This is a genomic window from Faecalibacterium sp. HTF-F, from assembly GCF_023347535.1.
GTDB classification, from domain to species: Bacteria; Bacillota; Clostridia; order Oscillospirales; family Ruminococcaceae; genus Faecalibacterium; species Faecalibacterium wellingii.
Genome location: NZ_CP094473.1, coordinates 825,743 through 839,934, shown reverse-complemented (window position 1 = coordinate 839,934; position 14,192 = coordinate 825,743). Strand labels below are relative to the sequence as shown.

Here is a 14,192-nt window from a genome sequence, read left to right as displayed (position 1 = left end):
GTGTATTGCTTTCCCTCCGATTTTTACAGGTCTTTTTCCAGCGTTGCCTTCATCGTATCATAATCCGGATACCCCATCACCACATACTCCTCCGACTCATAGATCACATCCTCTGGCTGAAGGTTCTGCTTCCATGGGTTATCCTCAAATTCTTCCTGTGAGAACAGCACGAATACCTTTCCGCCCGGTCTCTCGGTGTCGTGGCTGGTAAGCTGGAGCCACGGATACATCTTGTCCACATCCACTCCATGCTTCTGCCATCCATCCCCATAGTCGCACCAGCACCAGACTTCGAGCTCCGCATCGGAAAGTTCCGTCAGGACGTTCGCATTCCAAAAGGTAGCATAACCATTTGCATAGCCATCGTTCACCAGTTCTTCTGATACTGCACGAAGTCCTGCATTCTTGTCCACGCTTCCAACACGCAAAAGCACAAACAGACTCCATGCTGCCACAAGTACGACCCAGCCGCCAAGAAACTTCTGTTTGCGTTCCACATCTCCCCGCAGTTCCTGAAAAGCCACTGCAATCAGAGGAATGGTCAGGACATTGGTCGGCAGGCTGTAGCGAACTATCAGATTCATGTTCGTCACGCAGTACAGCACGATATACGCAGCATAGGCCGCCAGCGTGCAGCTCGCCAGACGTCTGTACCGTGCGCTTGCTTTGGATGTAAAACCGCCCGCGATGCACAAAACGGTAAGGCTGACCCAGCCAATGCTGACTACGCTGCTGACCAACTGGATTAGCAGACTTGTGCCAACATTTTCCAGTCCGAATGCCGCAAAGGAAAAGCCTATAATGTCTTTCAGCCGCTCTATCTGGGACATGTCGATCCGAAGATCATCCCACTTTTGAAACTGGTATCTCTGATGCAGATAAAATACATTGACCGCATAGCCGCCAAGTGCACCAAAGGCCGAGGTGACCACCGCATAGAAAAACTGCTGGCCGCGTTGTCGATTCGTCCGGTTCAGCAATTCCACCAGCGCCGCAAGCCCCAGTGGGAAATACAGTTCCAAGATCATTCGGGGACCGCCCATGCCCGCCAGCACAGCCAGAATGACCGAACCTGCCAGACTTAGCCACTTTTTTCTGCCGTTGCTCTCATGATACATTTCATTCAAGCCAAGCGCTGCAAACTCGATTGCAATATGCGGAATATAATAACCGCCCATCAGAACAAAGTTGAAATAATCCTGTGAAAAGGGCGATATCAGCAGGATCGACAGCAGCAGAAAATACTCAGTGCATCGAAACTGGCGGCACAGAAAGTAAAAGGCTGCAAGCATAATGCCCCAAAAACAGACCGTCGCTGCCATTCTTACCAGATGCCAGTTGTTCATCAGCTTAAAGAAAAATGCGTAGATGATCTGCGTATTCAGCACACGCAGCTCTGTCGAATAGTACCAATGGGGCGTGAGGACTGCGTTTTCCCGGGCAAGCAGCTGTCCTAAGATCATCTCACTGGACATATCAGAGTCCAGCAGCTTGTTGATCCTTCCGTTCAGATACAGCAGCAGGAGCAAAAGCTCCAGCACAAGGGCAGCCCCTATGAGAAGCTGCTTTTTTGTTTCCTTTTTCATAGTTCCTCCACACGGCAATTTTTTTCTTCTATAATAATGCCATAGCTGGTTTCTTTTGTAAAGACAAAAAGGCCGCCGCCTTTCGGCGACGACCTTTTAATATTTACTGCAGCTACCCGGCAGGACGGCAGGAAGTTTCTCCAGCGAATGTCCTGGGGGTGGGACCCTGCCGCCGCAGGCGGTAGGGCGGGACTGGAGTCTTGCAACAGCGACGACCGCTGCCCGCGGCAGAAAACAGGGAGAAGCTGTTGGGGCAGCGGCCAGCAAGACGCAAGCGATAGCGAAGCGGATGCTGGGTGCCGCAACCCGTCGCTGTTCGCGGAGAAAGATCCCTGATGGCCTGCCCTATTACACGCTCAGGGATGCGTGCTGCTCCACGGCATCGGGGTTGGCATCGAAGATGGGCTTGAGCACATTGGCGATGAACTCCTCCACCTGCTGCGGTGCACGGCCCACAAAGTTTTCCGGCACAAGGCCCGCCACGATCTCCTCGCGGGTCAGGCCAAAGGCGGGGTCGGCAGCGATGCGGTCCACCATATCGTTGGGCAGGCCCTCTTCCTTGACCTGCTTGCCGGCGGCGATGGCGTGCTGGCGCAGGCGCTCGTGCAGCTCCTGACGGTTGCCGCCCTTTTCCACAGCCTGCATCATGATGTTCTCGCTGGCCATGAAGGGCAGCTCTGCCATCAGACGGCTGCGCACCACCTTGGGGTACACCACGATGCCGTCGGTGACGTTGAGCATGATGTTCAGGATAGCGTCGGTGGCAAGGAAGCCCTCAGCCATGGCGACGCGCTTGTTGGCGCTGTCATCCAGCGTGCGCTCAAACCACTGGGTACCGGTGGTAAAGCTGGGGTTCAGCACATCCACCATCAGGTAGCGGCTCAGCGCGCAGATGCGCTCGCAGCGCATGGGGTTGCGCTTGTAGGGCATGGCGGAAGAACCAATCTGGTTCTTTTCAAACGGCTCTTCCATCTCCTTGAAGTTAGCCAGCAGGCGCAGGTCGGTGGCGAACTTCATGCAGCTCTGGCCAATGCCGGCCAGTGCATTCAGGATGAAGGCATCCACCTTGCGGCTGTAGGTCTGGCCGGACACGGGGATGACCGCTTCGGGCGCAAAGCCCATCTCCCTGGCGATGGAAGCGTCCACGGCGCGGATCTTATCGGCGTCGCCCTTGAACAGCTCCATAAAGGAAGCCTGCGTGCCGGTGGTGCCCTTGACGCCGCGCAGCTGCAGAACGGCAAGACGGTGGTCGATCTCCTGCAGATCCATCACCAGCTCGTTGGCCCACAGGGTGGCGCGCTTGCCCACGGTGGTGGGCTGAGCAGGCTGGCAGTGGGTGTAGGCCATGCAGGGCATGTCCTTGTATTCCTCAGCAAAGCGGCCCAGCTTTGCCAGCACACCGATCAGTTTTTTGCGCACCAGCTCCAGACCCTGACGCATCACGATGATGTCGGTGTTGTCGCCCACATAGCAGCTGGTGGCACCCAGATGGATGATGCCGGCTGCCTTGGGGCACTGCTGGCCGTAGGCGTAAACATGGCTCATCACATCGTGGCGCACCAGCTTTTCGCGCTCAATGGCCACTTCATAGTTGATATCGTCCACATGGGCTTCCAGCTCGGCCACCATATCGGGGGTGATGTTGGTCAGGCCCTGCTCCATTTCGGCCCGGGCCAGTGCCACCCACAGGCGGCGCCACGTGCGGAACTTGTTGTCGTCCGAGAAGATATACTGCATCTCGTCCGAGGAATAGCGGGTGGAAAAGGGGCTGATATAACGATCATGCTGAGACATTGGTTATTTCCTCCTGAAAGTGACTCCCCCAGTCGCCTTCCGGCGACAGCCCCCTCGGGGAGGGGGCCTTTCAGCCTCCCTCTCCGAGGGAGGTGGCATCGCATCAGCGATGACGGAAGGAGTTTTTCTCTATTCTACCATCAAATCTTGAAATAGTCCACGCCGCCCTCAAAGATCGGCTGATATTTGTCACCGGTAACGTTCTTGTACAGGTACTCGCCGCTGCGCTCCGAGTGACCCATCTTGCCGAACACACGTCCATCCGGGCTGGTGATGCCCTCGATGGCCAGCACAGAGCCGTTGGGGTTATAGCTCTGATCCATGGTGGGTTCGCCCTCGATGTCCACATACTGAGTGGCGATCTGTCCGTTCTTCAGGAGGGTGTCCAGCACTTCCTGCGGAGCCACGAAGCGGCCCTCGCCATGGCTGATGGCAACGGTGAACTGTTCGCCCGCCTCGCACTTGGAAAGCCACGGGCTGCCGGTGGATGCAATGCGGGTGCGCACCAGCATGCTCTGGTGGCGGCCGATGGTGTTGAAGGTCAGGGTGGGGTCGTAGGGAGTGATGGGGCGGATATCGCCGTAGGGGACCAGACCCAGCTTGATGAGAGCCTGGAAGCCGTTGCAGATGCCCAGCATCAGGCCGTCGCGCTGCTGCAGCAGACGGCGCACTGCCTCGGTGACCTCCGGGTTGCGGAAGAAGGAAGCAATGAACTTTGCACTGCCGTCCGGCTCGTCGCCGCCGGAGAAGCCGCCGGGCAGCATGACGATCTGGCTGTTATCGATGGCCTTGACCAGTGCCTTGCAGCTCTCGGCCACGTCAGCGGGGGTCAGGTTGCGGATGACCAGGATCTCCGGGTCGGCACCGGCGCGGGCAAAGGCCTTGGCGGTGTCGTACTCGCAGTTGGTGCCCGGGAACACCGGAATGATGACCTTGGGCTTTGCCACGCCGATCTTGGGTGCGGCGGGTGCGGTCAGGCTGCCGTTGATCTTTTCCACGGTGGGGCCTGCCTTGCGGTAAGGGTACACCGGCTCCAGCTTGCCTTCCCAGATCTCCTGCAGCTGGGCCATATCCAGCTTTTCGCCGCAGGCTTCAAAGACGTATTCCTTGGTGGTCTCGCCCAGGATCTCACCGGCGGGAGAATCGGACACCATTTCCAGAACGATGGAGCCGTACATGGGCTGGAACATCTCATGGGTGGTCTTATCCGCACGCATCTTGAAGCCGATGTGGTTGCCAAGGCCCATCTTGAACAGAGCCTCGGCAATGCCGCCGTAGCCCACAGAGCAGGCGGATGCCACCATACCCTCTTCGATCATGTCCTCCACGATCTTGTAGTTGGCCTTCAGGGAGAAGAAGTTGGGGCAGCCGGTCTCGGGGTCGATGATGGGCCGGATGAGCACCACCGTGCTTTCCGGCTTCTTGAATTCGGTGGACACCACCTTGTTTGCCTTGCCGATGGCGGTGGCAAAGGAGACCAGCGTGGGAGGCACATCCAGCTTTTCAAAGGAGCCGGACATGCTGTCCTTGCCGCCGATGGATGCAATGCCCAGACCCATCTGAGCATCCAGTGCACCCAGCAGAGCGGCCAGCGGCTTGCCCCAGCGCTCCGGGGCGGTGCCCAGACGCTCGAAATATTCCTGGAAGGTGAGGTAAGCATCCTCATAGCGGAAGCCGGAGGCCACCAGCTTGGTTACGCTCTCGATGACAGCCATCTGAGCGCCCTTGTACTGGTCTGCGCTCATCAGGAAGGGGTTGAAGCCCCATGCCATGCCGGAGCAGGTGCTGGTCTCGCCGTCCACCGGCAGCTTTGCCACCATGGCGTTCTGCGGGGTCAGCTGATAGGCACCGCCAAAGGGCATGAGCACGGTGGCAGCACCAATGGTGGAGTCGAACCGCTCAGACAGGCCCTTCTTGCTGCAGACGTTCAAATCGCCCACCATGTTCTTCATCTTCTGGCTGAAGGTCAGGCCCTCCCACTGGGGCTGCCAGACCGTGGCCTTTTCCACATGGACCTTCTGGTGCTTCTCGGCACCGTTGGAGTTCAGGAACTCACGGCTGATGTTCACAATGGACATGCCATTCCACACCATATTCAGGCGGGGCTCAGCCGTCACCTTTGCCACAGGAGTGGCCTCAAGGTTCTCTTCGTTGGCGAGGGCAATGAACTTGTCCACGTCCTCGGGGGCCAGCGCCACAGCCATGCGCTCCTGGCTCTCGCTGATGGCCAGCTCGGTGCCGTCCAGACCCTCGTACTTCTTGGTGACCTTGTTCAGGTCGATGTACAGGCCGTCGGCCAGCTCACCGATGGCAACGGACACACCGCCTGCACCAAAGTCGTTGCAGCGCTTGATCATCCTGCAGGCATCCTCACGGCGGAACAGGCGCTGCAGCTTGCGCTCGATGGGAGCGTTGCCCTTCTGCACCTCGGCACCGCAGTGCTCAAGGCTGTCCAGCTTGTGGGCCTTGGAGGAGCCGGTAGCACCGCCCACACCGTCACGGCCGGTGCGGCCGCCCAGCAGAACGATGACATCGCCGGGGGCGGGGCACTCGCGGCGGACGTGGGAAGCGGGGGTAGCGCCTACAACGGCGCCGATCTCCATGCGCTTTGCCACATAGCCGGGGTGGTAGATCTCATCCACCTGACCGGTAGCAAGACCGATCTGGTTGCCGTAGGAGGAATAACCGGCGGCTGCAGTGGTCACCAGCTTGCGCTGGGGCAGCTTGCCGGGCAGGGTCTCACTGACCGGCTTGAGCGGGTCGCCTGCGCCGGTAACGCGCATGGCCTGATAGACGTAGCTGCGGCCGGACAGCGGGTCACGGATGGCACCGCCGATGCAGGTAGCCGCACCGCCGAAGGGCTCGATCTCGGTGGGGTGGTTGTGGGTCTCGTTCTTGAACAGGAACAGCCAGTCCTCATCCTTGCCGTTCACATCGCACTTGATCTTGACGGTGCAGGCGTTGATCTCGTCGGACTCGTCCAGATTTTTCAGGATGCCCTGCTTCTTCAGCTCCTTGGCGCCGATGGTGGCAAGGTCCATCATGCAGCGGGGCTTGTTCTCCCGGCCCAGATCGGCGCGCATGGCCATGTAGCGGTCAAAGGCCTTCTGCACCACGGCATCGTCGATCTGCACATCGTCCAGAATGGTGCCGAAGGTGGTGTGGCGGCAGTGATCGGACCAGTAGGTGTCGATCATCTTGATCTCGGTGATGGTGGGGTCGCGGTGCTCCGAGCGGAAATACTTCTGGCAGAACTCGATATCACCAAGGTCCATGGCAAGGCCGTTGTCCGCAATGAACTTTTTCAGCTGCTCTTCGTCCAGCTGGTTGAAGCCCTCCAGCATCTTGACCGGGGCGGGCACGGGGTACTCCATTTTCAGGGTCTGCTTGGTGTCCAGCGAAGCCTCGCGGGCCTCCACCGGGTTGATGACGTATTTCTTGATCTCGGCCACCTGCTCATCGGTCAGGGCACCCTCCAGCAGATAGACGCGGGCAGAGCGCACCAGCGGGCGCTCGCCCTGACTGATGAGCTGGATGCACTCAGCAGCGGAGTCTGCGCGCTGGTCGAACTGGCCGGGCAGATATTCCACTGCAAAGGACACGCCATCGCTGGCGGGCAGCTCGGCATAGGTGTTATCCACCGGCGGCTCGCTGAACACGGTGTCTGCGCACTGGTTGAACAGCGCTTCGTCGATGCCTTCCACGTCGTAACGGTTCAGCAGACGCAGGCCGGACAGTTCCTTGATGCCCAGCAGGCTGGTGAGCTCATTTTTCAGGCCGGTGGCTTCCACATCGAAGCCGGGCTTTTTTTCCACATAAATACGATAGACCATTGGGTAGGTTCCCCCTTATGATTCTAAAATTTATCTAGCGTCCTCGCCCTCTCCGTCAGCGCTCACGCGCTGCCACCTCCCCCAAAGTGGGAGGCCTTGGCAGTCCACGCAAAGTTCATGGTTTTGCCAAGGGCTCTCCCTTTGGGAGAGCTGGACGCGAAGCGGCCTGAGAGGGCGAGCCATTTATTCCTTCTCTGCCAGTGCCTTCAGGGCGCGCAGGCCGATATCGCTGCGCTTGTGCAGCTTTTCAAAGCTGATCTTCTCTGCTGCCTCATAGGCATGGCTCAGTGCATTGGTCAGGCGCGGGCCGGTAGCGGTGACGCCCAGCACACGGCCGCCGGCCGTGACAAGGGTGCCATCCTCGGTGATGGCGGTGCCGGAGTGGTAGACCGTCACATTCTCCTCGCCGGGCAGCTGGCCGTCCACAAGGCCGGTGATGGGCTTGCCCTTCTCGTAAGCCACCGGGTAGCCGCCGGAAGCCAGAATGACGCAGGCGGCAGCGCCGTCCGAGAACTTGACCTCCTCGTTTTCCAGCGTGCCGTTGGTGCAGGCCTGCATGATGTGCAGCAGGTCACCTTCCAGCAGGGGCAGCACTACCTGCGTCTCCGGGTCACCAAAGCGGCAGTTGTACTCGATGACCTTCGGGCCGTCCGGGGTGAGCATCAGGCCGAAGTACAGGCAGCCTTTGAAGGGGCAGCCCTCGGCGTTCATGGCCTTGATGGTGGGCAGGAAAATTTTCTCCATGCATTCGGCAGCCACTTCCGGGGTGTAGTAGGGGTTGGGCGCAATGGTGCCCATGCCGCCGGTGTTCAGGCCGGTGTCGTGGTCGTTGGCGCGCTTGTGGTCCATGCTGGACACCATGGGCTTGACAACCTTGCCGTCCGTAAAGCTCAGCACGCTGACCTCCGGGCCGGTGAGGAACTCTTCCACCACCACATGGTTGCCGGAAGCGCCGAACTTCTTGTCCAGCATGATCTCCTTGACGCCCTCGGCTGCCTGCTGCTCGTTTTCGCAGATCAGCACGCCCTTGCCCAGTGCCAGACCGTCGGCCTTGATGACCACCGGGTACTTGCCCTCGGCGCGGATGTAATCCATGACCTTTGCAGGATCATCGAAAGCCTCGTACTTTGCGGTGGGGATGCCGTACTTCTTCATCAGGTCCTTGGAGAACACCTTGGAGGCCTCAATGCGGGCTGCAGCTTTGTCCGGGCCAAAGGCCGGGATGCCCACTGCTGCCAGCGCGTCCACCATGCCGAGGGCCAGGGGGTCGTCCTGCGCCACCACAACGTAATCGAACTTTTCTTCTACGGCAAAGCCCACCATGGTGTCCACATCGGTAGACTTGATGTTTTTGCACTTTGCGTCATAGCTGATGCCGCCGTTGCCGGGTGCACACCAGATCTCGCCGCAGTCAGGGCTCTTTTTCAGTGCCTTGATGATGGCGTGCTCGCGGCCACCGCCGCCCACTACCAGAATTTTTTCAGCCATATCATTCACCTTCCCGTTTTTGAATGTCCCTCTCAGTCATTGCTGCGCAATGCCAGCTCCCCCGAAGGGGGGAGCTTTTTTCTGCTGACGGCAGGTACTGCATTCAACGGAATGCTTGTTTCTGTCCGTTTTCTCGCATAAAGCTCCCCCCTCGGGGGAGCTGTCGCCGTCAGGCGACTGAGAGGGTTCGTTCTTTTTCCTTAGTGATGGAACAGCCGCAGGCCGCAGAAGGCCATTGCGATGCCGTACTTGTTGCAGGTGTCGATGACCTGCTGGTCACGGATGGAACCGCCGGGCTGCACGATGGCAGTGACGCCGGAGCGGCGGGCGCGCTCGATGTTGTCGCCGAAGGGGAAGAATGCATCCGAGCCAAGGCACACACCGGTCACCTTGCTGAGATATGCCTTCTTTTCCTCTGCGGTCAAAGGCGCGGGCTGCTCGGTGAAGGTCTCTGCCCAGACGTCATCACCGATGACATCTTCCGGGGTATCGCCGATATAAACATCAATGGCGTTGTCACGGTTGGGCTTTGCCACATCATCGCGGAAGGGCAGGTTGAGTACCTTGTCCATGTGGCGCAGCTGCCAGTTGTCGGCCTTCTGGCCTGCCAGACGGGTGCAGTGGATGCGGCTCTGCTGGCCTGCGCCCACACCGATGGTCTGACCATGATAGGTGTAGCACACGCTGTTGGACTGGGTGTACTTCAGGGTGATGAGGGCAATGACCAAATCACGCTTCTGCTCCTCGGTCACGTCCTTGTTCTCGGTGACCCAGTTGTTCAGCATGGTGTCGGCGTTGATGACCAGCTCGTTGCGGCCCTGCTCAAAGGTGATACCGTACACCTGCTTGTGCTCGATGGGAGCGGGCTTGTAGGCGGGGTCGATAGCAACCACGTTGTAGTTACCCTTCTTCTTGCCGGACAGGATGGCCAGTGCCTCCGGCTCGTAGCCCGGGGCGATGATGCCGTCGGACACCTCGTGCTGGATCAGCTTTGCGGTGGGCACATCGCAGATGTCGGACAGGGCGATCCAGTCGCCAAAGGAGGACATGCGGTCGGCACCGCGTGCACGGGCGTAGGCATTTGCCAGCGGAGACAGCTCCATATCCGGGGCAATGTGGTACATTTTGCGCTCCACATCGGTGAGCGGCAGGCCCAGAGCCGCGCCCGCCGGGGAAACATGCTTGAAGGAAGCTGCTGCGGGCAGACCGCAGGCAGCTTTCAGCTCCTTGACCAGCTGGATGGAGTTGAGGGCATCCAGAAAATTGATGTAGCCGGGCTTGCCGTTCAGCACGGTCACCGGCAGGTCAGAACCATCTTCCATATAAATGCGGCTGGGCTTCTGGTTGGGGTTGCAGCCGTACTTCAGTGCCAGTTCGTTCATTGGTGCATCCTCCTTATATCCTAAAGGTTTACTCTTATTCTTCCTCAGCGTCAAGCTTTTTGAGCAGTTCCAGCTCCTCGGGCAGCAACTCCGGCTCCTCGGGGTCGTCCAGATCGCTGCACACCGGGTCATATTTATTAAAGATCATATCGCCGCTCTCGCCGGTTTCCAGATCGATGACCCGGGCAAACAGGCTCACCTTGTTGTCCAGATTCAGGCTGTTCCACAGATCGTGGGCAAAATCGCCGATGGTGCGAGGGCAGGCAAAGCGCAGCGGCTCACCCTCAAAGCTGGGGATGGGATTTCCGTTGTGCTTGTAGGTGCTGATGAAATGGCCTTCGCCTGCAACGGGCTGGGGGTAATCAAAGAAATAGCGCTGCACGCTGTCGCCATTGCCGTCCGCAGACTTGAGAATGCTCATCTGGTAGCTGCCGTCGGCGTACACCACAGCGGAGATGCGGGGGGTGTAGTTGGGGCCGTCCGGCTCAAAGGTGCGGGTGCGCAGGGCATCGGCAAAGCTCTTGCCCTGACTCATCAGGTCATAGATGGTATCGGTCTGGTCGCCGTTGGTCACGATATGGGTCTTGCCCAGCGTCAGCACCGGATTGTAAATGATCAGGCTGGGATCCTCCAGCTTTGCGGGGTCCGCTGCGATGGTGCAGATACCGCCGCGCTCGGGCACGGGGTCAAACACGCGGTTGCGGCTGTTCTCGCTGCGGCCCATGATAAAGTAGCCAATGAACATCTGTCGGCCATCCGGAGCCATTGCCACAGCAATGCCGCGGCCGGGGTACTCGTTGGATGCCAGATACTCGTTCAGGTTGATCTTTTCCATGTCAAATTCTCCTATTACGGAACTCCCCCAGTCGCCTGCGGCGACAGCCCCCTCGGAGAGGGAGCCTTGCCTCCCTCCTTGAGGGAGGTGGCACGCCGTCAGGCGTGACGGAAGGAGTTTTTACTCCACTTCACCGTTACAGATCATAGCCACCGCCTTGGGCAGCAGCTTCCATTCGGCCTGCTCCATCACACGCTTCTGCAGCACCTCGGGGGTGTCGCCGGGCAGGATGTCCACGGCCTTCTGCAGCAGGATGGGCCCGCCGTCGCACTCTTCGTTCACGAAGTGGACGGTGGCACCGGTCACCTTGCAGCCCCGGGCCAGCGCCGCCTCATGCGGACGCAGGCCGTACATGCCGGGCCCGCAGAAAGACGGGATGAGCGCCGGGTGCACATTCAGGATGCGGCGGGGATACGCTTCAATGACACTGGGCCCCAGCACGGACAGAAAACCTGCCAGCACCACCAGATCGATGTTATGGTCTTTCAACGTTTTCAGCAGAGCCGCGTCGAAATCCCCACTGTTTTCGTAATCCTTGCGGCGCACCACGCAGCCTTCCACACCGGCCTTTGCAGCCCGTTCCAGCGCATAGACACCGGGCTTGGAGGCCACCACGAGGGTGATCCTGCCGTTGGGGTTCTCGCCCCGGGCTTCGCTGTCCAGCAGAGCCTGCAGGTTGGTGCCGCCGCCGGAGACTAAAACTGCAATGTTCAGCACAGCTCCACGCCCTCACCTTCTGCAATGACGCCCAGACGGTAAGCTTCCGGCTCGCCGTTTGCGTGCAGGATCTCCAGCGCCTTGTCGGCCTGCTCTGCGGGGACGGTGAGCACCATGCCCACGCCCATGTTGAAGGTGTTGAACATGTCATGCTCGGAGATGCTGCCGGCCTTCTGCATCAGCTGGAACAGCGCCGGGGTACGGACATCCGCCTTGTTGATGCGTGCGCAGCAGCCCTTTTTCAGGCTGCGGGGGATGTTCTCATAGAAGCCGCCGCCGGTGATGTGGGAAATGCCCTTCACATCCACCTCTTCCAGCACCTTCAGCACAGGCTTTACGTAGATCTTGGTGGGGGCCAGCAGGGCCTCGCCGAGGGTCTTGCCGCCCAGCTCTTCCGGCTTGGTGTGCAGCACATCGGGGTTTGCGTCAATGTCAAAGATCTTGCGCACCAGCGAGAAGCCGTTGGAGTGCACACCGGTGGAAGGCAGGGCGATGATCACATCACCGGCTGCCATGGTCTCGTTGCTCAGGATCTTTTCCTTATCCACAACGCCCACGGTGAAGCCGGCCAGATCGTACTCTTCCTCCGGCATCATGCCCGGGTGCTCGGCAGTCTCGCCGCCCACCAGAGAGCAGTCGGCCTGCACGCAGCCCTCGGCCACGCCCTTGACGATCTCGGCAATCTTCTCGGGAATGTTGCGGCCGCAGGCGATGTAATCCAGGAACACCAGCGGCTTTGCACCGGCGCAGATCACATCGTTGACGCACATGGCCACGCAGTCGATGCCGATGGTATCGTGCCTGTCCATGATCATGGCGATCTTCAGCTTGGTGCCCACGCCATCGGTGCCGGAGATCAGCACCGGGTGCTTATAACCGGTGCAGTCCAGCTCGAACAGACCACCAAAGCCGCCCAAGCCTCCGATGCAATGCTCGTTCATGGTACGGGCCACATACTGCTTCATCAGTTCAACGGAGCGGTAGCCTGCGGTGATGTCCACACCGGCGGCTGCGTAGCTTTCAGAATAGCTCTTTTCCATGGTCTTACTCTCCTAATTTTTTCTCGTCCTTGGGACGGTCGTTCAGGTGGCGTTCGTGAATATCGGTGGAAAGCACCTCGTCCGGCCTTACGGCGTATTCGCCGGTAAAGCAGGCGGTGCAGAATCCGCATTTTGCATTTTTGGCCAGCTGTACCACATGCTCGGTGGACAGATAGCCCAGTGTATCGGCCCCGATGATCTCATTGATCTGTTCCACGGTGCGGCCCGTGGCCACCAGCAGCTTCTGGTCCGGGATATCGGTGCCGAAGTAGCAGGGGTACTTGAACGGCGGGGCCGACACCATAAAGTGCACCTCGGTGGCACCGGCGTCCCGCAGCAGCTTGATGATGCGGGCAGAGGTGGTGCCGCGCACGATGGAGTCATCCACCAGCACCACCCGCTTGCCCTTGACCGTGCTGGAAACGACGTTCAGCTTGATGCGCACGCTGTTCTCGCGCTGCTTCTGGCTGCCCTGAATGAAGGTGCGGCCAATGTATTTGTTCTTGATAAAGCCGATGCCATAGGGGATGCCGCTCTCCTGCGAGTAGCCGAGCGCTGCATCCAGACCGGAATCCGGCACACCGATGACCACATCGGCCTGCACCGGGTGCTCCTGCGCCAGGAAGCGGCCTGCCTGCTTGCGGGCCTCGTGCACCGAGCTGCCCTCGATGATGCTGTCCGGGCGGGAGAAATAGATGAACTCGAACACGCACATCTGGGTGTCCGGTCGGCCGCAATGATCCTTGATGCTGCGCAGCTCGCCGGTTTTTGCGTCTGCCACCACGATCTCGCCGGGCTCCACGTCCCGCAGCAGGGTGGCACCGGCAGCGTCCAGTGCACAGCTCTCGCTGGCAAACACATAGCCGCCGCCGGGCAGGGTGCCGATGCACAGGGGCCGGTAGCCGCGGGGGTCGCGCACTGCAATGAGCTTGGTGGCCGACATGATCACCAGACTGTAGGCACCCTCCAGCACATCCATCGTCTTGCTGATGGCGGTCTCGATGCTGCCCATGCGCAGGCGGTTGCGGGTGACGAGGTAGCAGATGACCTCGGTGTCCGAGGAACCGTGGAAGATGGCACCCTCGTTTTCCAGCTGGCGGCGCAGTTCAATGGCATTGGTCAGGTTGCCGTTGTGGCACAGGGCCATGGTACCGCGGCCGTGCCGGACGATCATGGGCTGTGCATTGGCCCGCACACGGCTGCCTGCCGTGGCGTAACGCACATGACCGGTAGCCATGTGCGCATTGGGGTTTGCCAGACCTGCCAGCACTGCCGGGGTGAACACCTCGTTCACAAGGCCGAGGTCGCGGTGGCCGACAATGACGCCGTCATCGTTCACAGCGATGCCGCAACTCTCCTGACCACGGTGCTGCAGAGCATACAGGGCCGAGTAGGCGGCAGCGGCCACATCCTCGGTACCGGCACGGTCATAGATGCCGAAAACACCGCATTCTTCGTGCAGTGGATATGAAAAATCAGACATTGGTTCTCCTTTTTCGCTCTGAAACCCTCTCAGT

9 protein-coding genes are annotated in these 14,192 nt (G+C 59.7%); all 9 read right to left on the bottom strand.

What is annotated here, in order from left to right:
- Nucleotides 1-23: 23 nt before the first annotated feature.
- Entirely contained in the window at nt 24-1,586 is a 1,563-nt protein-coding gene (locus tag MTP37_RS03925; RefSeq protein WP_249238292.1) for a hypothetical protein, read from the bottom strand.
- Between the two features lie 348 nt (nt 1,587-1,934).
- A complete protein-coding gene (gene purB, locus MTP37_RS03920; RefSeq protein WP_120120281.1) occupies nt 1,935-3,380 on the bottom strand; it encodes an adenylosuccinate lyase in 1,446 nt (481 codons plus the stop codon).
- 140 nt (nt 3,381-3,520) lie between these two features.
- Nucleotides 3,521-7,213, bottom strand: a complete 3,693-nt coding sequence (locus MTP37_RS03915; RefSeq protein ID WP_249238291.1) for a phosphoribosylformylglycinamidine synthase — start codon at nt 7,211-7,213, stop codon at nt 3,521-3,523.
- A gap of 183 nt (nt 7,214-7,396) precedes the next feature.
- Nucleotides 7,397-8,701: a phosphoribosylamine--glycine ligase gene (gene purD / locus MTP37_RS03910; RefSeq protein WP_249238290.1), complete on the bottom strand. Its 1,305-nt coding sequence runs from the start codon at nt 8,699-8,701 to the stop codon at nt 7,397-7,399.
- A gap of 200 nt (nt 8,702-8,901) precedes the next feature.
- Entirely contained in the window at nt 8,902-10,083 is a 1,182-nt protein-coding gene (locus MTP37_RS03905; RefSeq protein WP_249238289.1) for a phosphoribosylaminoimidazolecarboxamide formyltransferase, read from the bottom strand.
- Nucleotides 10,084-10,117: 34 nt separating this feature from the next.
- Nucleotides 10,118-10,918, bottom strand: coding sequence for an IMP cyclohydrolase (locus MTP37_RS03900; RefSeq protein WP_249238288.1), 801 nt, complete (start codon nt 10,916-10,918; stop codon nt 10,118-10,120).
- 120 nt (nt 10,919-11,038) lie between these two features.
- Complete coding sequence (purN, locus tag MTP37_RS03895) at nt 11,039-11,635, bottom strand: phosphoribosylglycinamide formyltransferase (RefSeq protein WP_249238287.1); 597 nt, start codon at nt 11,633-11,635, stop codon at nt 11,039-11,041.
- A complete protein-coding gene (gene purM / locus MTP37_RS03890; protein WP_249238286.1) occupies nt 11,629-12,675 on the bottom strand; it encodes a phosphoribosylformylglycinamidine cyclo-ligase in 1,047 nt (348 codons plus the stop codon). Before purM ends, purN begins: the two co-directional genes overlap by 7 nt.
- 4 nt (nt 12,676-12,679) lie before the next feature.
- Nucleotides 12,680-14,158, bottom strand: a complete 1,479-nt coding sequence (gene purF / locus MTP37_RS03885; protein ID WP_249238285.1) for an amidophosphoribosyltransferase — start codon at nt 14,156-14,158, stop codon at nt 12,680-12,682.
- Nucleotides 14,159-14,192 lie beyond the last annotated feature (34 nt).